General features: G+C 51.5%; 25 protein-coding genes. 16 read left to right on the top strand and 9 right to left on the bottom strand.

Annotated features, from left to right (window positions below):
* Window positions 1-153: 153 nt before the first annotated feature.
* Complete coding sequence (locus COW20_03590) at window positions 154-894, bottom strand: hypothetical protein (protein ID PIW50166.1); 741 nt, start codon at window positions 892-894, stop codon at window positions 154-156.
* Between the two features lie 103 nt (window positions 895-997).
* On the opposite strand from COW20_03590, the gene COW20_03585 reads away from it, so the two are divergent.
* The 12 genes from COW20_03585 (at window position 998) to COW20_03530 (ending at window position 9,155) form a co-directional block, all read left to right on the top strand.
* Window positions 998-2,398: a F0F1 ATP synthase subunit beta gene (locus tag COW20_03585; GenBank protein PIW50165.1), complete on the top strand. Its 1,401-nt coding sequence runs from the start codon at window positions 998-1,000 to the stop codon at window positions 2,396-2,398.
* Window positions 2,395-2,784 carry a F0F1 ATP synthase subunit epsilon gene (locus COW20_03580; GenBank protein PIW50164.1) on the top strand — a complete coding sequence of 130 codons (390 nt, stop codon included), beginning with the start codon at window positions 2,395-2,397 and terminating at the stop codon, window positions 2,782-2,784. Before COW20_03585 ends, COW20_03580 begins: the two co-directional genes overlap by 4 nt.
* Entirely contained in the window at window positions 2,777-3,097 is a 321-nt protein-coding gene (locus tag COW20_03575; GenBank protein ID PIW50163.1) for a F0F1 ATP synthase subunit, read from the top strand. Before COW20_03580 ends, COW20_03575 begins: the two co-directional genes overlap by 8 nt.
* Window positions 3,090-3,401: a hypothetical protein gene (locus tag COW20_03570; GenBank protein PIW50162.1), complete on the top strand. Its 312-nt coding sequence runs from the start codon at window positions 3,090-3,092 to the stop codon at window positions 3,399-3,401. The genes COW20_03575 and COW20_03570 overlap by 8 nt, the downstream gene beginning before the upstream one ends.
* Entirely contained in the window at window positions 3,385-4,101 is a 717-nt protein-coding gene (locus tag COW20_03565; protein ID PIW50161.1) for a F0F1 ATP synthase subunit A, read from the top strand. Before COW20_03570 ends, COW20_03565 begins: the two co-directional genes overlap by 17 nt.
* Before the next feature lie 11 nt (window positions 4,102-4,112).
* The gene (gene atpE, locus COW20_03560; protein PIW50160.1) at window positions 4,113-4,394 is read left to right on the top strand and encodes an ATP synthase F0 subunit C; all 282 of its coding nucleotides are present in this window, start codon (window positions 4,113-4,115) and stop codon (window positions 4,392-4,394) included.
* A 3-nt stretch (window positions 4,395-4,397) separates the two neighbouring features.
* On the top strand, window positions 4,398-5,189 hold the full coding sequence (locus tag COW20_03555) for a F0F1 ATP synthase subunit B (protein ID PIW50159.1): 792 nt from the start codon (window positions 4,398-4,400) through the stop codon (window positions 5,187-5,189).
* Complete coding sequence (locus tag COW20_03550; GenBank protein PIW50158.1) at window positions 5,186-6,724, top strand: F0F1 ATP synthase subunit alpha; 1,539 nt, start codon at window positions 5,186-5,188, stop codon at window positions 6,722-6,724. The genes COW20_03555 and COW20_03550 overlap by 4 nt, the downstream gene beginning before the upstream one ends.
* Window positions 6,721-7,653 (top strand): F0F1 ATP synthase subunit gamma, encoded by a 933-nt coding sequence (locus COW20_03545; protein ID PIW50157.1) that lies wholly within the window; start codon window positions 6,721-6,723, stop codon window positions 7,651-7,653. The genes COW20_03550 and COW20_03545 overlap by 4 nt, the downstream gene beginning before the upstream one ends.
* A complete protein-coding gene (locus COW20_03540; GenBank protein ID PIW50156.1) occupies window positions 7,643-8,194 on the top strand; it encodes a hypothetical protein in 552 nt (183 codons plus the stop codon). The genes COW20_03545 and COW20_03540 overlap by 11 nt, the downstream gene beginning before the upstream one ends.
* A gap of 49 nt (window positions 8,195-8,243) precedes the next feature.
* Entirely contained in the window at window positions 8,244-8,573 is a 330-nt protein-coding gene (locus COW20_03535; protein PIW50155.1) for an RNA methyltransferase, read from the top strand.
* Window positions 8,574-8,660: 87 nt separating this feature from the next.
* On the top strand, window positions 8,661-9,155 hold the full coding sequence (locus tag COW20_03530; protein PIW50173.1) for a hypothetical protein: 495 nt from the start codon (window positions 8,661-8,663) through the stop codon (window positions 9,153-9,155).
* Here COW20_03530 and COW20_03525 read toward each other — a convergent pair.
* The 4 genes from COW20_03525 to COW20_03510 form a co-directional block, all read right to left on the bottom strand.
* Complete coding sequence (locus COW20_03525) at window positions 9,152-9,295, bottom strand: hypothetical protein (GenBank protein ID PIW50154.1); 144 nt, start codon at window positions 9,293-9,295, stop codon at window positions 9,152-9,154. The two genes, COW20_03530 and COW20_03525, sit on opposite strands and share 4 nt — an antisense overlap.
* A 47-nt stretch (window positions 9,296-9,342) precedes the next feature.
* A complete protein-coding gene (locus COW20_03520) occupies window positions 9,343-10,167 on the bottom strand; it encodes an SAM-dependent methyltransferase (protein ID PIW50153.1) in 825 nt (274 codons plus the stop codon).
* A 377-nt stretch (window positions 10,168-10,544) separates the two neighbouring features.
* Entirely contained in the window at window positions 10,545-12,965 is a 2,421-nt protein-coding gene (locus tag COW20_03515) for a hypothetical protein (GenBank protein PIW50152.1), read from the bottom strand.
* Entirely contained in the window at window positions 12,962-13,867 is a 906-nt protein-coding gene (locus COW20_03510) for a short-chain dehydrogenase (protein ID PIW50151.1), read from the bottom strand. The genes COW20_03515 and COW20_03510 overlap by 4 nt, the downstream gene beginning before the upstream one ends.
* A 90-nt stretch (window positions 13,868-13,957) precedes the next feature.
* Here COW20_03510 and COW20_03505 point away from each other — a divergent pair, with 90 nt between their 5' ends.
* From COW20_03505 to truB, 4 genes are all read left to right on the top strand, one after another.
* Complete coding sequence (locus COW20_03505; protein ID PIW50150.1) at window positions 13,958-15,313, top strand: hypothetical protein; 1,356 nt, start codon at window positions 13,958-13,960, stop codon at window positions 15,311-15,313.
* A 9-nt stretch (window positions 15,314-15,322) separates the two neighbouring features.
* Window positions 15,323-16,027, top strand: coding sequence for a dipeptidase PepE (locus COW20_03500; protein ID PIW50149.1), 705 nt, complete (start codon window positions 15,323-15,325; stop codon window positions 16,025-16,027).
* Window positions 16,028-16,219: 192 nt separating this feature from the next.
* On the top strand, window positions 16,220-16,582 hold the full coding sequence (locus COW20_03495; GenBank protein ID PIW50148.1) for a ribosome-binding factor A: 363 nt from the start codon (window positions 16,220-16,222) through the stop codon (window positions 16,580-16,582).
* The gene (gene truB, locus COW20_03490) at window positions 16,579-17,493 is read left to right on the top strand and encodes a tRNA pseudouridine(55) synthase TruB (GenBank protein ID PIW50147.1); all 915 of its coding nucleotides are present in this window, start codon (window positions 16,579-16,581) and stop codon (window positions 17,491-17,493) included. The genes COW20_03495 and truB overlap by 4 nt, the downstream gene beginning before the upstream one ends.
* Here truB and COW20_03485 read toward each other — a convergent pair.
* From COW20_03485 to COW20_03470, 4 genes are all read right to left on the bottom strand, one after another.
* On the bottom strand, window positions 17,457-18,293 hold the full coding sequence (locus COW20_03485) for a hypothetical protein (GenBank protein PIW50146.1): 837 nt from the start codon (window positions 18,291-18,293) through the stop codon (window positions 17,457-17,459). The genes truB and COW20_03485 overlap by 37 nt on opposite strands.
* The gene (locus COW20_03480; protein ID PIW50145.1) at window positions 18,286-18,912 is read right to left on the bottom strand and encodes a biotin--[acetyl-CoA-carboxylase] ligase; all 627 of its coding nucleotides are present in this window, start codon (window positions 18,910-18,912) and stop codon (window positions 18,286-18,288) included. Before COW20_03480 ends, COW20_03485 begins: the two co-directional genes overlap by 8 nt.
* Before the next feature lie 5 nt (window positions 18,913-18,917).
* Window positions 18,918-20,153: a hypothetical protein gene (locus COW20_03475; GenBank protein ID PIW50144.1), complete on the bottom strand. Its 1,236-nt coding sequence runs from the start codon at window positions 20,151-20,153 to the stop codon at window positions 18,918-18,920.
* Window positions 20,154-20,259: 106 nt separating this feature from the next.
* Window positions 20,260-20,655, bottom strand: a complete 396-nt coding sequence (locus tag COW20_03470; protein PIW50143.1) for a hypothetical protein — start codon at window positions 20,653-20,655, stop codon at window positions 20,260-20,262.
* Between the last annotated feature and the right edge of the window lies 1 nt (window position 20,656).

Here is a 20,656-nt window from a genome sequence, read left to right as displayed (position 1 = left end):
CAAGGTTCCTCTACGCGGTAATGATAGTTTTCATATCGCCGCAAAGTGCCAGGATCTGGCCTGTTTAAATTAAAGCTTGGTTTAAAGTCTGGCTAATTTTTATAAAAATTTCAATTTGTATCGCGAGAATAGAAAAACATCTTTTTAAGACCTTCACTCTGTCTCAGACAAAGAACCGCTGTTTTCAAGCCACCAGCGCCGCCCAGCCTGGCTATCCAAACGCAAGAGCTCACGTGCACCACATTGTGTACAAACCGCTTCTCGGGGGCGGCCCACCCCCTGCCAGAGCCGTTTCAGCTTTTCAGACAGGGGTTCAGGCATCGGGCGATAAACAGGCAAGGCCTGGGTTTGACAGGTGGGGCAAAAAACCTCACGGAACAGGCTTTCAGGCAAAGCCTCAAATTCAGAATAAGCCAAAAACAGCCGGCATTCTTCCAGTATGCATTCGATCAGCGAAAGAGACTCCAATTCCTTGAATAGATACCCCGCTTCTTCAGGCGCCTGGGGTAAAAAATCAGCAGCATCGTCCAATTCACAGAAAAAACGCAGCAGCGGATCCCAGTCTCTGAGCTGGTAATTGAGTTGCGCCAAACGCTTCAAACCCAGCACAGGCGCAAGTTGCCCCCCCAAAATCTGCTGGGCCAGCCAGATCGAATAGGGGCGAAACAGGGCTCCCAGTTCAGGCCGTTCAAGCTTCAACTCCTGCCTTGATTTTTCCAGCCAGGGCAAGACATCAGCCAGGTGTTCATGGCTATAGCAGCCCGCCAAACGACGCAGTGCAGGGGAATCATAGCCTGCACTCAGCATGGCCACCCCCCAGCCAATACAGTCAGAAGTGCTGATAAGATTCAAAGCCTCTAAAGCCGTCAGTTCCAAAAGCCCGTTTTCAGCCACCTGAAGAAATCCCTTTCTATCTGTCGATACGCGCTTTTTTAGCATACCTGATACACTAGAAACTGTAGATACCCTCTTTAGAGGAGATTCTCAGAAAGTAAAAATGGACAAACCCGTACCATTCCGTTCAACCGGCAATATTGTTGCTGTGCGAGGTAGCGTTGTCGATATTCACTTTGAGGGTCCTTTGCCTGCAATATATTCCATACTCCAGGCCGGCCACGCCGGGCAGATTCAAATTGAAGTACAGGCCCAAAGCGATGCTTCGCATGTTCGCGGAATCGCACTCACCCCGACACAAGGGCTTGCACGCGGAATGCCGGTATTGAACACCGGAAGGCCCCTCCAGGCTCCGATTGGACCCGAAATACTTTCGCGAATGTTTGATGTTTTTGGCAATACCATTGATCGCGAAGCCCCTTTGTTAAATCCTCAATGGCGTTCGGTACACCAGGCTCCACCGCCGCTGTCGAATTACTCAACCCACTCTGAAATTTTTGAGACCGGTATCAAGGTAATTGATGTGCTTGTTCCCTTGGAACGCGGAGGAAAAACCGGTCTTTTTGGGGGGGCAGGTGTAGGTAAAACCGTTTTGCTGACAGAGATGATTCACAATATGATCGGCAACCATCAGGGAGTCAGCATTTTCTGCGGCATTGGCGAACGCTGCCGTGAAGGCGAAGAACTTTACCGGGAAATGAAAGCCGCTGGGGTACTTTCGAATATGGTGATGGTCTTTGGCCAGATGAACGAACCTCCCGGCAGCCGTTTTCGAATCGGCCATGCAGCCCTGACCATGGCAGAGTATTTTCGTGATGATGAGCACCGTGATGTTTTATTGCTGATTGACAATATTTTTCGCTTTATTCAAGCTGGAATGGAAGTTTCAGGCCTCATGGGACAAATGCCTTCGCGCATGGGCTATCAACCCACCATGGGCACAGAACTTTCGCGTTTAGAGGAACGGATTGCCAATACCCATACGGGAGCCATCACGTCGATTCAAGCGGTTTATGTACCGGCTGACGATTTCACGGATCCTGCTGCCGTACACACCTTCTCTCACCTCTCTTCCTCGATCGTGCTCTCACGCAAACAGGCTGGAGAAGGGCTCTATCCCGCCATTGATCCGCTGCAATCCAACTCCAAAATGGTGACTCCCGCCATCGTGGGAGAGCGCCATTACCGTCTGGCGCAGGAGATTCGGCGCACGCTTGAACAATATGCCGAACTGAAAGATATTATTGCCATGCTGGGGCTTGAACAGCTTTCAGCAGAAGATCGCAATATTGTGGCCCGTGCACGACGTTTGGAGCGTTTTTTGACCCAACCTTTTTTCAGCACCGAGCAGTTCAGCGGCCTGCAAGGCCGACTGGTCAGCCGCCAGGATGCCTTGGATGGTTGTGAACGGATTCTGCAGGATGAATTCCAGGAATACCCTGAAAGCACCCTGTATATGATCGGCAAAATTGACGAAGCCAAAGAGAAGCGTCAACGCCTATGAATCTCAAAATTCTGCTGCCCTTTCAAGTTTTTGCCGAAAAACAACAGCTCTCACGCATCGTGGCCGAAACCCAGGCTGGCTCCTTTGGTATTTTGCCCCAACGCCTGGATTGTGTGGCCGCGCTTGTGCCTGGCATTCTGAGCTATGAAAATCAAGCAGAAGGTGAGGTTTTCGTGGCCATTGATGAGGGGATTCTCGTAAAAACAGGCCCTGAGGTTGTCATTTCTGTGCGCAATGCTGCAGGTGGCAGAAATCTCGAAGAATTGTATCAAATTGTCGAGACCGAATTTCTCAACCTGAATGCACGTGAGCAGAGTATTCGCTCTGTGATGGCGAAAATCGAAAGCAATTTAATCCGTCACCTGGCAAAGTTTCACCATGACTGAAAAAAAACAACCTTCTCAGTCCAGCCTCAGCCGTCAGATCAGCGCCAAAGCCGAACGCAAACTCAAGGCACGCCGAAAAAGCAATTCCGAAGTCTGGTTGGGTTTGGGCATGATTGGGATGATTGGCTGGTCGGTTGTGGTGCCAACTTTGCTGGGCGCAGCCCTGGGGCTTTGGCTTGATCAACAGGATCCTGGTCACCATTCCTGGACCTTGGCACTTTTAGCCGTGGGGCTGGTCTTGGGGTGTCTGAACGCCTGGCATTGGGTCGCCCAAGAAGACAAAGCCATTCAGGAGGAGCATCGCGATGTTTGAGCTTTGGCTGCTGACCGCTTTTTTAACAGGCATACTGCTCAGCCTGATTTTTTTTGGCGGCCTGTGGTGGACCGTTCAGAAAGGACTCAAAACCCAGCAACCTGCCCGTTTATTTCTAAGCAGTTCGCTTCTACGCACAGGTCTGGTTCTGTTGGGTTTTTACACCATCGCGAATCACCACTGGGAACGCTTTTTAGCCTGTCTGCTGGGCTTTGTTCTGGGCCGCCAGCTCGTGCTGAAATTCAGCAAAGCCACAGACAAATCCAAACATTGCGCGGAGGTTCAGCATGCGCCTGAGTCCTGATGAAATCATTTTCTGGCAGTCTGGTTTTTTTAAACTCAATGCGACCTTGGTCTCCACCTGGGTGCTGATGGCAGTCCTGACCCTGGGCTCGATACTGATTACACGCAAACTCTCAACAGGTCTTGAGCGCTCCCGTTGGCAAAACCTGCTCGAAATCATCGTCACCGGTATACTGGGCCAAATCGAAGAAGTCGGACTCAGCTCTCCGCAAAAATACCTCAGTTTTTTGGGAACGCTCTTTCTGCTGATTGCAGCCGCCAGTCTGAGCACAGTGATTCCTGGTTTTGAGCCCCCCACAGGTTCACTCTCCACCACTGCAGCACTCGCACTCTGCGTTTTTGTGGCGGTTCCATTTTTCGGGATTTTGGATCAAGGCTTGAAAGGCTATCTCAAAACCTATTTAGAACCCACTTTTATCATGTTGCCCTTTAATATTATCAGCGAGCTGTCACGCACCTTGGCGCTGGCGATCCGTTTATTTGGCAATATGATGAGTGGCGGCATGATTATCGCCATTTTACTCACCATCACCCCCTTTATTTTTCCGATTCTGATTACCGCCTTGGGTCTGTTAACAGGCCTGGTACAGGCCTATATTTTCAGCATTCTGGCAGGTGTTTATATCGCAGCAGCTGTCAAAGTCCGTCAACCCCATCTGCCGCCCGAACCAAATCCAAGCGATTTTCAAACCCAACACTAAGGAGCTTCTTTATGGATCAACAAACGCTTATTGCAATGGCCTCAATCGTGATTTCTGGCATTACGATCAGCCTGGGCTGTTTTGGCCCCGCTTTGGCAGAGGGCTGGGCTATTTCCTCTGCTCTCAACTCTCTGGCCCAGCAACCCGATGCCTCGCCCACGATTACGCGCACCCTGTTTGTAGGTTTGGCCATGATTGAATCTACAGCCATTTATTGCTTCGTGGTTTCGATGATTCTGATCTTCGCCAACCCCTTTTGGAACCATGTCATCGCCCACGGAGCAGGAAAATAAGCCGTGCTTTTTGATTGGTTTACCGTTGCCGCCCAAGGACTCAATTTTCTGATCCTGGTCTGGCTCATGAAACGTTTCCTTTACCAGCCCGTACTCAATGCCATTGAAGCCCGAGAATCGCGTGTGGCAGGCATTCTGGCAGAAGCTCAAGCCAAAGAAAGCGCCGCAGAACAGGAGAAATCCCTGTTTCAGAACCAAAATACAGCCTTTGCCAAGCAACGTGAAAAACTTTTGGAGGATGCCCGCAAAGAAGCGCAAAACCTGCGTGAAAAATTGCTCGCAGAAGCACATCAAACTGCCGATGAACTCAAGGCGAAGCATCAGCAAGCCCTGCTCAAAGATCAGGAGGCCTTTAACCACGCCCTGCGCCAGCGCACCCAAGCTGAAGTTTTGGCAATCAGCCGTCAGGTTCTGGCAGATCTGGCGAATATCCCTTTTGAAGCGCAAATGCTCTCGGTTTTCTTACAACGTTTAGAGAACTTACCCGCTGATACCCTCCAGGTTTTGCGTGAAAGTTCATCTTCCAGCCCCTTGATCCTGCGTACGGCCCAAGCACTCTCTGCAGAGCAGCGTCAAGCATGTGAAAACCACCTGAAAAATATATTAGGAGCCCAAAGCATTCTGGTCTTCGAACCCACACCGACGCTGATCGGAGGCCTTGAACTCAGTCGCCAGGGGCATAAACTTGCCTGGAGCATCGAAGATTATCTGACAGAACTCGAAAACAGTGCCCATGAACGTATTCAGGCCAAGCAAGCAGAGCATGTATCAGAAAACCATGTGAGTCCCCCATGAGCACTGAAGAGCTGAAAGCAAAGGTAGAGGCGCTCTTCACGGAACTCAGCGCAGCAAGGGAAAACTTCACCCCTTCACTCAGCCTGCGTGAAACCGGCACGATTACCAGCGTAGCCACAGGTTTTGTAAAGGTATCTGGCCTGCCGGGTGTGGGCTTCGATGAATTGGTTGTTTTTCCAGACAATGTGCTGGGTATTGCTTTCAATATCGACGCCGAGGAAGTTGGGGTGGTGCTGCTGGGCGAATATTGGAAACTCCAAGCTGGCGACGAGGTCAGACGCACGGGCCGGGTCATGGATATTGGCGTAGGCGAAGCACTGCTGGGACGTGTGATCAATCCCCTGGGTCAAGCCCTCGATCAAAAAGGCCCTGTCAGACCTCAGCATCGTCTGCCAATCGAACGGCCCGCTCCACATATCATGGATCGCGCTCCAGTAACGGTACCACTGCAAACAGGTATCAAGGTCATCGATGCCATGATCCCGATCGGACGCGGTCAGCGGGAGCTGATTCTGGGAGATCGACAAACCGGAAAAACGTCATTGGCGATCGATACCATTCTCAATCAACGCGATCAAGATGTGATTTGTATCTATTGCGTGATCGGTCAGCGGGCCTCAGCAGTTGCCAAAGTCATCGCCACTTTAAAGGAGCAGGGCGCTCTAGACTATACCGTGGTAGTCGTTACCGAAGGCAATGACCCGCCAGGTCTGGCCTATATCGCCCCCTATGCAGCGACCAGCATTGCTGAATACTTCATGGAAGCAGGCCACGACACCCTGATTGTCTACGATGATCTAACCCACCATGCCCGCGCCTATCGCGAACTTTCGCTGCTGATGCGCCGTCCGCCTGGCCGTGAAGCCTTTCCCGGTGATATCTTCTATCTCCATTCCCGTCTGCTCGAACGCGCCACCCGTCTCAGACCCGAATTGGGTGGGGGTTCACTGACCGCCCTGCCCATCATTGAAACCGAAGCCCAGGATATTTCAGCCTATATCCCCACCAATCTGATCTCGATTACCGATGGCCAGATCTATCTCTCGCCAACCCTATTTGAATTGGGCATTTTACCCGCCATTGATGCCGGGAAATCAGTCTCCCGTGTGGGGGGCAAAGCCCAATATCCAATCTATCGGGCTGCAGCGGGTGATCTCAAACTGGCCTATGCCCAGTTTGAAGAACTTGAAAGTTTTGCCCGCTTTGGGGCCCGTCTCGACGAAGAAACGCAAAAAATTATTGCGCACGGACGTCGAATTCGGGCCTGTCTGAAGCAGCCTGAACTGGCCCCAGTCAATCTACCCGTGCAAATTGCCGTACTTCTGGCCTTGAGCCAGAAAGAATTCGATCGCATTCCCCTGGATCAGATCGCTGCTGCCCTTGAAGCACTCAACCAGGCTTTCACCCCCAAAATTTGCTCCCAACTCCCACCTCCCGAAAAAATGGGAAAGCCAGAAGAAGACTTTCTGCTTGAAATCGCCCGTCAAACCCTGCAAGCCTTTCAACGGCAACCTGAAAAGCCCAACACCCCATGAGCAATACCACGGTCAGCCTGCGCCATAAAATTGCCAGTGCCCAGGAACTTCAGTCGGTGGTACGCACCATGAAGGTTTTGGCCGCCTCCAGTATCCGCCAATATGAACAGGCGGTGGAAGCTCTCGCCGACTATGTTCGGAATATTGAGCTGGGTTTAAGCGTTTGCTTTCGCAATGACAAAGCCTTTTACCAAGGCAAAAGCACTCCCAGTACCCGTTCAGACATCCGAATCGGAGCTGTGATTTTCGGATCTGACCAAGGTTTGGTCGGCCCCTTTAATGAAATCATTGTCGACTTTGCTCTCAAGACCTTGGGGGGGCATGCTGACCAAGCAGAAATCTGGGCGGTGGGCGAACGGGTCCAAACCCGTTTACAGGATTCGAAACAGGCTTTGATGGGCTGCTTTGCCGTACCCAACTCCGTCAAAGCAATCACCCCCTTGATCACACAAATCTTAATCGAAAGTGAATCCCGGCAAAGCCAGGGAGAAGTCAGCGAATTTCACCTGTTTTATAACCGCCCCCTCTCGGGTTCAATTTATGAGCCCGTCAGTCAGGCCTTGCTCCCCCTCGATCAAAACTGGATGCACCATCTGAGCCAAATTCACTGGCCCTCAAAAAACTTACCCACAGTGCTGGGTCACAACAGGCCAACCCTGCAGGTCTTGATTCGGGAATATCTCTTTGTTTCGCTTTTTCGTGCCTGCGCAGAATCATTGGCCAGTGAAAATGCCAGCCGTCTGGCCGCCATGCAGCGGGCCGATAAAAATATTGAAGAACTGCTCGAAGACCTCAATGGCCACTTTTACCGTTTGCGTCAGCGAGGTATTGATGAAGAACTCTTTGATCTGACCTCTGGCTTTGAGGCCCTTAAACAAAACGAAAAAACACACTCTTCTTTTCAGAAAGCAGGCCCACATGGCACTTAAAGCAACGATTTTCAAAGCCGAACTACAGATCAGCGACCTCAACCGCCACTATTACGAAAGCCACAGCCTCACCCTGGCCCGACATCCCTCTGAGACCGATGAACGCATGATGGTCCGTTTGCTGGCCTTTGCGCTGTTTGCTGCCCCAGGCCTGAGTTTTACCCGAGGGCTGAGTACGGTTGAAGAACCCGAACTGTGGCGCAAAAGTCTAAGCGATGAAATTGAGCTCTGGATTGATTTGGGTCTGCCCGATGCCAAACGCTTGGGCAAAGCCTGTGGCAGGGCGCAACAGGTTCAGGTTGTGAGCTATGGGGGGCGCAATGCCGATCTGTGGTGGAAAAAAATTGCCCCCGATCTGAAACGCTTCAAAAATCTGAGTGTGCTGAATATTCCCTTTACCAGCAGCCAGGCCCTGGCAAAATGGGCCGAGCGCAGCATGCAATTGCAGTGCATGCTTCAAGACGCGCAGATCTGGCTGACACGCGGTGAAGAAAGCCTGGAAATAACGCCCGATCTGTGGTTAAAAGCCGGCCAAACATGAGTTTCAGTATTCTGATTGTTTTCACCCAATAGCCACAAAGGAGAAAATTATGGCTTTTGATCCCGGCTTGGCAGAAAGACTGCGCACGCTTTTTCAAGATTTGCCCGAAACCCAAGAAAAAAAGATGTTTGGGGGCCTCTGTTTCTTAGTCTCCAAGCATATGTGCTGTGGAATTGTCGGCGAGAAACTGATGGCACGGGTTGGCCCCGAGCAATACGAAGCCTGCCTGAAAAAAGCACATGTTCTGCCCATGGATTTTACGGGCAAACCAATGAAAGGGATGGTTTATATTTTGCCTGAAGGGTTTGCTGAGGATCAGACTTTAAGCGAGTGGGTGGAAATCTGTCTGCAATTTGTGCATTCCTTGCCACCTAAATAAGTCAGCTTTTAAACCCGCTCAAAATCTTTGAATGAAATCAATTAAATGTCTATTGTACATTTAATTGATTTTGCGTATAATCAGAGCATGGCAACGCTCATTAAACCTCCTCACCCGCTTCCCGCTCCCAGCAAAACACCCACACTGTTTCTGGCAGGAAGCATTGATATGGGCTTGGCTGAAGACTGGCAAAGCCAAGTGGAAAAAAGCTTTGCACAGGCTCCGATCATTTTGCTCAATCCCCGCCGTGACAATTGGGATGCCTCTTGGGAGCAACGTCTGAGCCACCCTCTTTTTCGCGGGCAAGTCGAATGGGAATTGCAGGGCCTGGAACAGGCGGATCTGATTTTAATGTATTTTGCCCCCCAAAGCCAGGCCCCGATCACCCTGCTGGAGTTTGGCCTGTTTGCCCGCAGTGGCAAACTGCGGGTGGCCTGCCCCGATCCCTTCTGGCGCAAAGGCAATATTGAAGTAGTTTGCGCCCAGTTTCAGATTCCCCTCTATGAAAGCCTAGACGAATTACTCGCCACCGTCAGAACGGAATGGGGGCTGAAAAGCACTTCAAACATCAACCCGCTTTAATCCACTGCAGCTCGGGAGTTTAAATCCACCACCATCACAGGTATTCCTGGGGTGTGATGCACCACATGGGAACAGGTACTGCCGAAATGGTTCATGCTGCCATTCAGACTCTGGGCCCCCGCCCCACGGGTGGACATCATAATCAAATCACAGCCCTTGTCACGGGCAAATTCAGGTCAACACTCCCTTACGCCAAAAAACCCCAGTAAAGCCCCCGCCCGGTCAGGCCTTCGGGGTCATAGTCTACTTGAAACCCCGCTTTTTCAAGCGCAGTTTGGAACTCTTGGCGGCTGAAAAGGCTGAGGGTATGAATCTCCTCAAAAGAACGTACCCCCTCCAGCTCGGTTCCCACCAGATAATGAAAATGCAAAACCGACTGATGGTTCAGGGTTTCGGAGCGGTTCATGCGACAGATTTTCAGATCTGGCCCCTCATGGGTCAGCATATGCACCTTTCCTGGTTTCCAGGTTTCAGGGGTAAACCAGGGTTCAATCGCGAGCAGGCCAGGCCGTTTCAAATGCTGGGCAAAGTGCGAACAAGCCTGCTCCAAAGCATGCACGCTGTCTAAGTAGCCGATGGAGCTGAACAGACAGGTGATCACATCATAGCGTTGCTTGAGTTCAAACCGGGTCATGTCGGCCTGAAAAAAATGCCCCTCAGGATTCTTGGGCGCTGCCAATTCTAAAAGTACAGGGTTTAAATCCAGGCCATCGACCTGAAAGCTTTCCAGCAGAGCAGGGTGGTGTGCCGCCGTACCGCAGGCCACGTCCAGAAGGGTTTGGGCCTGCGGCAGACGCTGCTGAATCCCAGCACGCAAGATCTCAGCTTCGCGCCGATAATCCTTAAAACTATAAAGCGCATCATACCAGGCTGCACTGTGTTCAAACATTTCAGGCCTGCTTCTGTTGCCAGTCAGTGTAAAGCGCTTGCAGCGCAGCGGGCAATTCGGATTCATGCTGCAAAAGCCTGAGCGGCTTGGTCGCCAGAATTGGATTCTCTTGCGCCGCTTCATATAAACGGGGATTGGTGGTCACCAACGCATCCAAGCCCCCTTTGACCATCCAGTCGCGCAGAAAAATACTGCTCGATTGCACAAAACCAATCAGGCATTTATCTGCACGGGCTGAATACCACCCCGTTTCCCAAGCACAATCACGGCCAAAGGCATCGAGTAAAACCAGGCCAATCTGAGAGTCTTCCATCATGTCCAGGCATTGCTGGTAGACATGCAGCGGAAACTCCGTATGGTTGAGCTGGTCGGGCACAATCAACTGGGGCAAATGAAAATGAAACTCAGAGGGCGCAAAAATCCCTGCCAGATGGGCATTGTTTAAACTGTTGCTGATACTGGCCGAAAGATAAATTTTCAAAAAAGGCATCTTCAACTCCTTAAGCCTTGACCCGAATTTGGAGCCACTCATTGCGTTCTCCAAACCAACGTTGCAGACTGTCTTCAACTTGATGGGGCCTGAGAATCAAAAGCTCACGGTCGAGATCCAAGAAACTCGTGGCCCCCAGGCCCAAAGCTTCCCAACGGGCCAGAGCTGGCCAGAGTTGATGCAGATCCTGTTTGCGACGGCGCACCTCAAAAACCGCACTCTGACGCAGAATTTCAAAGGCTTCCAAATGGGTTTCACTCAGTTGGGTCCGCCAGAGATAGCTTTCTGGGGTATCGGGAACGAGCAGATAAAAGAGCCAGGCCTTTTGCAGCCACTCCATCTGAAAACGCCCCAAGCCGGGATACTGCCGCTCAAGGCTCTGATTCAGCCAACTCGCCAGCAGCACCAGCGGTGCCTGTTCTCCCAAGGGCAGGGGTTCGGCAAAGATCCGGCCCTCTAAACGCAGGGGCAAAGGCGTTGACGTTTGCATCTGAATCTCACCCCGACGCAAAAGCAGCGAACGCTCAGGAGGCAATTCTGCCAATTCAGGATTCAACGAGCGACAGAAAAGCTCAGGCAAAAGCCCTTCGGCCAGTTCCTGGGGCAGCGCTCCCGCCAAAAGCGGTTGAAAACTTGAGCTTGCAAATAAATCCTGCCAGGCCTGCTGAATATCTTCAGGCGACAAGGCCTGCAGCGCATAATAATCGCCCTGCGGCGAGCGGGCATAGGGGTGATTGCCAAAGCCCGACTGAAAAAAGCGTTCTTTGGCAGCATGGGCCAAAGAAAACTGATCGTGCAGGGTAGTCGCCAGAAGCTGATGTTTGGCCCGATCAAAAACAGACCGTTCGGGTGTAAAAGGCTCTAAAAGCTGTCGAAACAGCAAGAGGGCCTGGCGGTATTCATGTGCCGGGGCCAACCAGTAAAAACCTGAAAAATCCCGATCCACATGCCAGTGCAGGGTATGACCGGAAAGATAGGCTCCACTGGAATCCTGCTGCTGAAGCAGGCGCTCAAAACGCTGGGCCAGCAGCGAAAAGAGCAGTGAAATCGCGCCCGACATGCGCTCATGGCGACTGCCCCTGTCAAACCAGGCCCCCAAACAAAGGGAAGAGGTTTGCGGCAAAGGCACCAACCGGGCAAAACAGCCTTGGCCCAAATCGACCTTTTGTGCAGTAGCCAGCTTGGCCAGAGGTTTGGCACTCTTGCTGGGCAGGGAAGGGCGATAGCCCAAACTTGGGAAATGCTCACGGTAACTGCGCGAGCGCTGTTTGCGTGTTGATTCATGCATAATTTCAAGCGTGATCAGATTGTCGGCCTGCAAATACTGGCGCCAGAAACCCTGAAGTGATTCGAGGCTCACGGCCTGTAAACGGGTTTTGAAACGCGCGCTGCCATGCAGAAATTCTTCAATTCGCAGGGCCAAAGAGCCTTGGAAATCGCTCTGAAGCGATTGCAACCAGTCGCTGTGACAGGCCTGAATGGCCTTGCGCAGACGGCGGGGGGTCAGATAGCCTTCTCGGGCCTGTAAAAGCCATTCCATGACATGAAATTTGGCCTGTTCAAGCTCTGCGGCCTGGGGAATATGGTAAACAAGGTAGAGCAGACTGCCCTGCATCCAGGGCTGCCAGCGACACTCCAGAAAATCAACGCCCTCGGGCAGACCCTCCAGCAATTTGACCTGTTCAAACCAATGCTTCAGCACCAAACCGTGCATCCAGCCCTCGCTTAAAAGCCCCGGCACCCGAAACCCCTGCCAGACCCATCCCCCCGGCACTGCATACTCAAGGAGTTCCTGAACCGCTTCGGTACTGTTAAGCGCCCAGGGTTCTAGGGGTTCCACGGCAGATTCAGGCAGTTCCAGAAGTGCGTCCAAGGCTTGCAAAACACGTGGCAAGGGCAAACTGTCGCTCAAGCGCAGGTAGACTTTGCCTGAGGTAAAAAGCTGCTCGGCTGCCGCCTGTAAATCTTCAGCAGCCAGCCCCTCAAAGACCTCAGCGGAAGCAATCTCAGGACGGGCATAGCCTGTTTGCGGCCAGGCCAATTGAAAAAAGATATTTTCAAAATGATTTTCGGCATTGGCCTGTTCAAAACGGGCTTCTTGTAAAAGCAGAGGCCGGACATTCTGCCAGTCTTCGGGGTTTACTTCCGCCATGCTGATCAGCTGAAGCAGGTTATAAAACACATCACGCGCCTCCGGCATGGCCCGAAGCTTGAAAAAGGTCCAATCAGGGGTCGATTCCAATCCTGAATACCAGCCCTCAGGCAATTGCTGTTGCAAGACCCGAAAAAGCGCATGCCAGACCCCCGGTTCTCCCTGGGCATAACCCACAGGGAAAGCATAGCAGGCCTCAAGACCGGCTCCCGGTTCCGTGCGGTTATACAAAAGTACGATCTGATCATTGAGCGGAATGCGATGCCGTTCCTGAATCATGCGTGAGCACCTGCCTTTTCAGTGTGAATACGCGCCAGACGTCTACGGGTATTGGACAGCGCCAGACGCAAGAGCGGCCGGGGTACAAGCCGTCCTAAAAAGGTAAGCACCCGCATGGCTTCGCCCGGTACAATCAAAGCCTGCCCACGTGCAAAACCCGCCAACGCCTCACGGGCACATTGTTCAGCCCCAATGATTACGCCACTGGGGGCCTGGGCCTGAAGCTCATATGTGCCAGCCACCTCTGCAAACTCCGTCGCGACAGGGCCAGGGCAGAGTTGAGAAACCACAACGCCCGTGCCTTTGAGTTCAATTCTCAGGGCTTCGCTGAACGCCGTGACATAATGTTTGGTGGCAGCATAGACACTCATACCGGGCATAAAAAAGAAGCCCAAACCTGAACTCACATTCAGAATCGCGCCCCGGCCCAAGGCAATCATGGGCCCCACCAGTTTGTGGCTTAAATACGTCAGGCCTTCAATATTCAGACGCAGCATTTTTTCAGTTTTGGCCCAGGAGGTATTTTCAAACAAGGCATAATCGCCAAAACCCGCATTGTTGATCAAAATATCCACGGCTCCCACTTCGCGTGAAATAAAATACAGGAGGGAGTCGATTGCCGTTTGTTCAGACAAATCACAGGGGTAAATCATGACCTTAAGAGCCGGTTGTTTCAGCAGCAGTTCACGCTGAAGCTCTTCCAGCAATGCTGCACGCCGGGCAACCAGGATCAACGATTTGACTCCTGCTTGCGCCAACTGCAGGGCCATTTCACGCCCAATCCCGGAAGAGGCGCCGGTTACCAGCACCCGTTGATTTTTATAATCGACTTTCAATGCCCTCAACCTCCTGAAATAAGCAAAAACAACGTCGGCAGGCATGCCTGTCTTGACTCCCTGCATTGTAACGTATTGCAGAGGAGGGCGGTATTCCCCGCTGAACAGGCTGCCAATGGTAAGATAGTAAGCAGCCTGAATTTCAAGGAGTCGCGCATGTCCTCACGATTTCATTTTTTCAAGCGTTTCGTCAAAGGCCTCTTGCTGGGAAGCCTCTTGCTGGCCCCCCTGCCTGCGCTGACGGCCCCACTCAACGAAACAGAACTGCGTGAGAGAATCGTGCGTTTCCCCAAAGAAGCGGATAATTACCAACTTTTAGCAGAACTGCTGCTTGAAAATCTGCGCAGTGACTGGGCCAAACAGGATCCCAGTCTGAGCGGTGCCTCCTTTCAGGCCCAAACCGAAAGTTTCGCACGTCGGGCCAAAGAATTGCTCTTTCTCTACAACAAAGTGCAAGAACTTAAACCCAATCAAATCGAGGTGCTGCTTCAATTGGCTGAAGTTCAGTATCTCTTTCTGGGGCAAGCCCAGGAATCAGAAAAAACCCTCAACCAGGCCGCAACCTTGGCCCCCGACAACCCCAAAGTCGTCATGGCCCTTGCTGATTTTACCTATTACCACAAAGGCAAGCGGGCTGATGCCCTTGACTTATTGCGCAAAGCCCTTTCAAAACAACCTTCTCAGGCCGATCTGCTGATCACCTTGAGTGATCTGCTCAGCACCCCTCCGCTGGATCCCAACAAAGATTATGAAGAGGCCAAAACCCTGCTCAATCAGGCCCTTGAGAAATCCCCGCAAGCCCATAATCTGCGCCTGATGCTGGGGCGTGTCTGGGGGCGCCAAGCCACCCGTGATGAATTGAAAATTGACAAACTCGGGCTGGCGATCGCCCTCAAACTCTTTGAAAACGTGACCCAAAGCGATCCACAAAACCAAACCGCCTGGATTGAGCAAGCACGGGCTCAGCAAGAATTGGGGCAATTTGCGGAGGCCGAACAATCCCTGCGGCAATTGCTCAGTTTCAGCCCCCGCGATCCTCAGGCCCGTCTGATGTTGGGAGATATTCTGCTAATTGAAGCCAGCCAGGCCCTGGATCAAGGCAAGTTCAGCCCCCAGGCAGCCGAAGCAGAGAGCTGGTACCTGAAACTGGAACAGGAAGGACAACTGCAGGAATTGGCCCCCAACCAAAGAGTTCAGCTCTTTTATAATCAAGGTCTGCTGGCCAGGGTTCAGGCCGCCGAACTGGCAGCAACCCCAAGCCAAAAAGCCGAAGCTGAAAAACGCTTTCGGGAGGCCATTGCAGCCTATGAAAAAGTACAGACCATTTTCGATCAGATGAGTATTTTTAACAATGCCCTTCAGAAAGAATTGGGCAAAGCCTATTACGGTCTGGGTTTGCTCTTGCAGGGCCAAGAAAGAGCCGCCGAAGGCATTGCCATTTTACAAACCGCTTGCAGCTTAAAAAACCAGGAAAGCTGCGACTGGCTCAAAAAACATGGACACGGTCAATAGGAGAAAGTCATGTCACCCCGTTTATTACTGATCAGCAGCAGCCGGATTCATGGCCAGGCGTATATGGCCTACTGCAAACACGAAGTACAGGATTTCTGGGGAAGCACCCGCAAACTGCTGTTTATCCCCTACGCCTCGGTCGATCATGCAAGCTATACCGACAAAGTACGCACCTTTCTTGAGCCCTTTGGCTTTGAGATTCAGGGTTTAAACGAAGTCTCAGACCCCCACCAGGCCCTCTTAGCGGCCGAAGGCGTCTTTACGGGCGGCGGCAATACCTTCCTTTTGGTACATAGCCTGCAAACCCGCGAACTGATGGCCCCCCTGCGTGAAAAAGTTCTGGCCGGTATGCCCTATATGGGCAGCAGTGCCGGTTCAAATATTGCCTGCCCGACCCTCAAAACCACCAACGATATGCCGATTATTCAGCCGCCCTCCTTTGAGACCCTGAATCTGCTGCCCTTGCAAATCAACCCTCACTATCTCGATCCTCAGCCCGACTCCACCCATATGGGTGAATCGCGCGAAGACCGGATACGTGAATTTCATCAACTGAACACATCTCCTGTCCTTGGGCTGCGTGAAGGAGCCCTGCTGCGCAGAGAAGGGACACAACTTTCACTTTTGGGCGTGGCCGGCGCCCGCCTCTTTCAAGCCGGACAAGCCTCTCAGGAGTTCTCCCCAGGAGCAGACCTGAGTTTCCTGCTGGCATAGTTAAAACAAGCCCTCACGCTTGCAAAAGAAACGGAAACAGCAAGATCTCCCGCTATCCTGCTGAAGCCCCCCCGCAACCTGTGTTACGATAAATGCGAAAGATCAAATACAGGTTTTTGTCTCTGTTTGCTCCCATCTAAGCCGAAGCCCAGTGGCTTCCGCTATTTTGTATAGAAAGTCAGGTATTTTCCCGTGGCAAATACCCTTCGTGTTGAAAAAATTACAGCTGAAATTCTGCGTGCCTTGAGTGAAATTCTGCGCACGGAAGTACACGACCTGCGCGTGGCAGAACATTTTGGCTCGATCACACGGGTCGATTTAACCCGTGATTTGCGCCATGCCACCGTGTATATCAGTGTTTTTGGTGATCAAGAAAGTCAAAAAGCCTTTATGGATGGGCTGGCCTCTGCCAGAGGCTTTATTCGCAGTGAATTGGGCCGGCGGGTGCGTCTGCGCCATATCCCTGATTTGCATTTTAAGCTGGACCTCTCACTTGAAAAAGGGGCCCAAGTCATTTCTCTGATTGAAAACCTGCGTTCCCAAGGTCAACTTTGAGCGAAATCTCTGAAGGCTATTGGCTGGCCATCGACAAACCCACAGGGCATACCTCGCATGATGTGGTGGCGATTGCCCGCAAGACCTTGCAGATCCGCCGCATCGGACACAGTGGCACCCTGGACCCCGATGTGACCGGTGTATTGGTTCTGGCGGTGGGTAAAGCCACGCGCCTGATTCAGTATTTGCCGGGTGGCAAGGTCTACCGGGGAAAATTCAAATTGGGGATCACCACCGACAGCCAGGACGCCTCAGGAAAAATTCTGAGTGAACAGCCTGTACCCAACCTCAGTGAAGCAGAACTTCGCTCTGCGCTCAGTGCTTTTCTTGGGAAACAGGCCCAAATTCCGCCCATGGTTTCAGCCGTCTCTTATCAGGGCAAACGGCTGTATCAACTGGCGCGCAAAGGCATTGAAATTGCCGATCGCCCAGCCCGCAGCATTGAAATTCACCGTTTGGAACTCTTGTCGTGGCTCTCACCCCTGCTTGAAATTGAAGTGGCCTGTTCAGCGGGCACGTATATCCGCACCCTGGCCCATGATTTAGGTCAAAAGCTGGGCTGTGGCGCACATTTGCATGAACTGACACGGATCGAGGCCAATGGGGTCTCGCTTCAGCAATGTCTGCCGCTGGCAGAGCTGAAAACCAGCCCGGAAAAAGCCGTCAAACTGGCAATGGACGCCCCTTTGGCGCATCTTGAGGCCTTGTATTTAAGCCAAGCGGAAGGGCTGCGTTTTTTACGCGGTCAACGCTTCAGCCCAGAAACGCCGGCCAGCCCAGATCAGCCCCTGCGAATTTATGCCCAGAACCACTTCCTGGGCATGGGTCAGATTCAGGCCCAGGAATTAAAATCCCTGTGTGTTTTTCAAGAGCCTCAGTTATTGCTCGAGCTTTCAAGTGAACTGACCTGAGACTGAATCTGCAGGGTTTGCTCAGCCAAAGCCATGAGCAGCTGTTCTTGATTTTCTGGCTGCAGCAGATGCTCTTTGCCCTTTAAAAAGATTAGAATTTCAGGCACATCAAAACCCAGCGAGAGATAGACTTCATCAAAACAAGCCGCCATTTCATAGTAAAAAGACGGATTGTCGAGATAGGCAAAGATAAAGGTCTGTAAAAAGACATGGCTCAGGATTTGGTGGTAATCACGCAAATCCAGCTTCAGGCCAGACTCTGTTTCAAGTTCTTCCTGCAACTGCATCAGGGTTTGAATCATCAGCTCAGATTTTTGCAGCAGGTCCTCACCGTTCACACTCTCCTGGTGGCGGGTCAGCGAATAAAGATGCTCCCGCCAAAGTGCGTACATTTCTTCCCACTCCACAGGATAGCCTCTTTCCGCCAAAGCAGGTTCTTCTTCCAGGGCAGCCTGAAAAGCTTCGACCCCAAACTGAAAAAGCACCTGCCCCAAAAGTACAGATTTCTCCATCCAATTGGAAATCACTTCCTGATCAAAAGCGGGATAGAGGCGGGAGGTGGTCTGCAACCAAAGATAGGCACTGGCAATCATTCCCACTTCAGCTTCAAAGCCCTGCTGAAAAAAGGCAAGATATACTTTTCTGAAAGCGTCAAGCGCTCCCTGCAAATGCATTGATTTGACAAAGGCCTGAAAAACCTCGTCATTGTCAAAAACAGTCCGGTAGTGTTCCATTTCGGCTTCCGACAAATTGGGGTTGGTCAGTATTTCCATCCAGTTGAGCGGAGGATTTTCAGTCATTTAAGAAATCTCCCAGTGTTTTAATCTCTTGGGTATTATACCCGATTTGAATCGCGCGATTTTGTTCTGATTGCTTTGTTTCCAGCCATTTTTCAGGGCCCAGGCAAAGCAGTTCATACTCCCAAGCCAAGCGATCCAGGATCTTCTCACAAATCACTTCTGGAGAAAAGAACAAGCCTGTCTGTACATGCAGGGAAGTCGCAGCCAAATCCGCTGGAAAGGCTGTCTGGTTAAGATTGACCCCCACGCCACAGACATAATAGCGGGGCAGATTTCCTTGGATTTGTGCATCAATCAGCATGCCAGCCAATTTTTGCCCCCCCAGTAAGAGATCATTGGGCCATTTCAGGGTCAGCGTCAGCCCGCTGAGTTCTTCCAGGCTTTGGCAGACAGCCAGCAACAAAACCCAGGGCAAGAGCGGCAGAATCTGAGCAGGTTTTAACAGACAGGAAAAATACAAGCCCCCAGGCTGGGAAAACCAGGCCCGCCCTTCACGGCCATGCCCCTGCGTCTGCTGAGCCGCACAAACCACAAAACCTTCAGGCAAAGTCAGCGCATGGGCACGCAAGTGATTTTGAGTGGAATCCAGAACTTCAAAGGATTGAATCTGCCAGCGCAAGACGTTTAAATCTGACCAGAGGTTAAACCAATACGATTGGCTGCATCCTGCAAGGTACGCTCAAATTGCTCAAGATTTACACGTAAAACATCATAGTGTTCCAAAACAGGTGCGATGTCCAAGCCCTGCTCGGCCAAATCATCCAATTCATCGGCAAAGACATCGCAGTTTTCATAGAGAACCTCTACATTTTCACTGAGAATTTCAAGGTCTTCCGCATTGGAAAGATGCTGCGCCTCACGAATCTGCTGAATCACGACTTCCACTTCGGCAAAAATCCGCTCGGTAATTTTAAGAAACTGGTTAGAAGACAGGGCCCGTTCAAACTGTTTCAGCCCCGATTCCACCGGACGCACCAAATCCTGTAAATCGGCTATTGCGATTCCAGCCTGCTCCAGCAATTGCATCTGGTTTTTAATTTCATCAAGCGAGGCCTCAAAGCCTGCCTGGTTGCGGCGCAGCATTTCTACTTCACGGGGATTGGCCATGACCTGGGTTTGGCGCAAATGGTTAATCATGGCCCGATTCTGCCCCTGAAGCATGTCTTTCAGCTCGGCCCGAATCGCATCGTAATCTATTTTTTCTTCGTTTTGGGCCTCTTCACCCACCAGCAGTGATAATTGGCGCTCTTCAATCGATTTGCCAAAACGGCTGATGCCCTTTTCAAGGGCAGGCAGGTTCTTCTGAAGTCCATCGGTTTTCACACCGATTTCTTCAAGGGTTTGAATCTGTTTCTGCAGAATATCGTAATTGTCTTGCAGGGCGTCTAAATTCTGGTAGAGCACTTCAACACTGTCGAGATCAGAATTGGGCACCATGCGCAGCTGATCCACCACGACCTGAACTTCCTGCTTGATGGTTTCATCCAGTTCTTTCGCGGCTTGGAGCTTGCCAGCATTGATGGTAGTGGTCAATTCATTGATCTTGGCATCCATGCCTTTGACTTCAGTCAAAAACTCATTAAAAACACTGGCCAGCGCAACCAATTCACGCTCCATGACATCCACTTCATATTTGACCCGGTTTAAGAGTTGCTCACCATAATAACCGACCTGTAGGCGCAATTCGAGCGCATAGTCATCGTCGTTGAGCAGATTTTGTGTTTTATAATCCAGCAGTTCTTGATCGGTGAGTTCAACAGGCGCTTCGGCCTGTTTTTTAGCAGGCACCGGAGCAGAAGAGGCTGGGGACTTGCGCGGCGCGGGCTTCGCACTACCTGAGACAGGGTTTTCAGGACTCATCTGAGGGGCCTTTCAGAATTCTCTTTTTATCAGTTTAATCAACTCAGTCTGGAGATTCAAGTCAGAACCGAAATCTCCAGAGCTGTGCCCATTGTGAGGAAAACGATCAGCGGTTGACTGGATCTGAGGGAGCCCGTGGCGGATTTTTCATATAGAAAACATAGCTGGTAATTTTTTCCAGCTTTTCCAGGGCCTGCACGGGTTTTACCGGCTGATCCAAATACTCACGGGTTTTTTGAAGCTGCTCTTCAAGCACTTCATAGTGCTCCTGCATATAATCACGCAGAACTTCTAAAGATTCTGGGTAGCGCACCAACCCATCGAGCACAGCGTAATAATCCCCAGAAACAATATCATAGTAATCATAGAGATTGTCCACGATATTTTCACGAATTTGGCAGCGAGCCCGCAGGGCAGCCAGTTGTTTGCTGAGCTGCCCGCGCTCCTGGTTTAAATCCCGCAGGGTTTCAATCGCATATTTTAGGCGGGTCGAGTTAAACAAG

The sequence above is a fragment of the bacterium (Candidatus Blackallbacteria) CG13_big_fil_rev_8_21_14_2_50_49_14 genome, from assembly GCA_002783405.1.
Lineage (GTDB): Bacteria > Cyanobacteriota > Sericytochromatia > UBA7694 > UBA7694.
The sequence above is the reverse complement of the archived record's forward strand: the minus strand, read 5'-3'. Positions and strand labels throughout refer to the sequence as shown.

Bases quoted from the DNA above. Each gene is read 5' to 3' on its own strand.
- COW20_03505 (PIW50150.1), top strand. From the start codon at position 13,958: ATGTCCTCACGATTTCATTTTTTCAAGCGTTTCGTCAAAGGCCTCTTG.
- COW20_03565 (PIW50161.1), top strand. From the start codon at position 3,385: ATGCGCCTGAGTCCTGATGAAATCATTTTCTGGCAGTCTGGTTTTTTT.
- COW20_03585 (PIW50165.1), top strand. From the start codon at position 998: ATGGACAAACCCGTACCATTCCGTTCAACCGGCAATATTGTTGCTGTG.
- COW20_03535 (PIW50155.1), top strand. From the start codon at position 8,244: ATGGCTTTTGATCCCGGCTTGGCAGAAAGACTGCGCACGCTTTTTCAA.
- atpE (PIW50160.1), top strand. From the start codon at position 4,113: ATGGATCAACAAACGCTTATTGCAATGGCCTCAATCGTGATTTCTGGC.
- COW20_03570 (PIW50162.1), top strand. From the start codon at position 3,090: ATGTTTGAGCTTTGGCTGCTGACCGCTTTTTTAACAGGCATACTGCTC.
- COW20_03575 (PIW50163.1), top strand. From the start codon at position 2,777: ATGACTGAAAAAAAACAACCTTCTCAGTCCAGCCTCAGCCGTCAGATC.
- COW20_03485 (PIW50146.1), bottom strand. From the start codon at position 18,293: ATGACTGAAAATCCTCCGCTCAACTGGATGGAAATACTGACCAACCCC.
- COW20_03525 (PIW50154.1), bottom strand. From the start codon at position 9,295: ATGATGTCCACCCGTGGGGCGGGGGCCCAGAGTCTGAATGGCAGCATG.
- COW20_03515 (PIW50152.1), bottom strand. From the start codon at position 12,965: ATGATTCAGGAACGGCATCGCATTCCGCTCAATGATCAGATCGTACTT.
- COW20_03580 (PIW50164.1), top strand. From the start codon at position 2,395: ATGAATCTCAAAATTCTGCTGCCCTTTCAAGTTTTTGCCGAAAAACAA.
- COW20_03530 (PIW50173.1), top strand. From the start codon at position 8,661: ATGGCAACGCTCATTAAACCTCCTCACCCGCTTCCCGCTCCCAGCAAA.
- COW20_03520 (PIW50153.1), bottom strand. From the start codon at position 10,167: ATGAAGCGGCGCAAGAGAATCCAATTCTGGCGACCAAGCCGCTCAGGC.
- COW20_03510 (PIW50151.1), bottom strand. From the start codon at position 13,867: ATGCAGGGAGTCAAGACAGGCATGCCTGCCGACGTTGTTTTTGCTTAT.
- COW20_03475 (PIW50144.1), bottom strand. From the start codon at position 20,153: ATGAGTCCTGAAAACCCTGTCTCAGGTAGTGCGAAGCCCGCGCCGCGC.
- COW20_03545 (PIW50157.1), top strand. From the start codon at position 6,721: ATGAGCAATACCACGGTCAGCCTGCGCCATAAAATTGCCAGTGCCCAG.
- COW20_03540 (PIW50156.1), top strand. From the start codon at position 7,643: ATGGCACTTAAAGCAACGATTTTCAAAGCCGAACTACAGATCAGCGAC.
- COW20_03500 (PIW50149.1), top strand. From the start codon at position 15,323: ATGTCACCCCGTTTATTACTGATCAGCAGCAGCCGGATTCATGGCCAG.
- COW20_03550 (PIW50158.1), top strand. From the start codon at position 5,186: ATGAGCACTGAAGAGCTGAAAGCAAAGGTAGAGGCGCTCTTCACGGAA.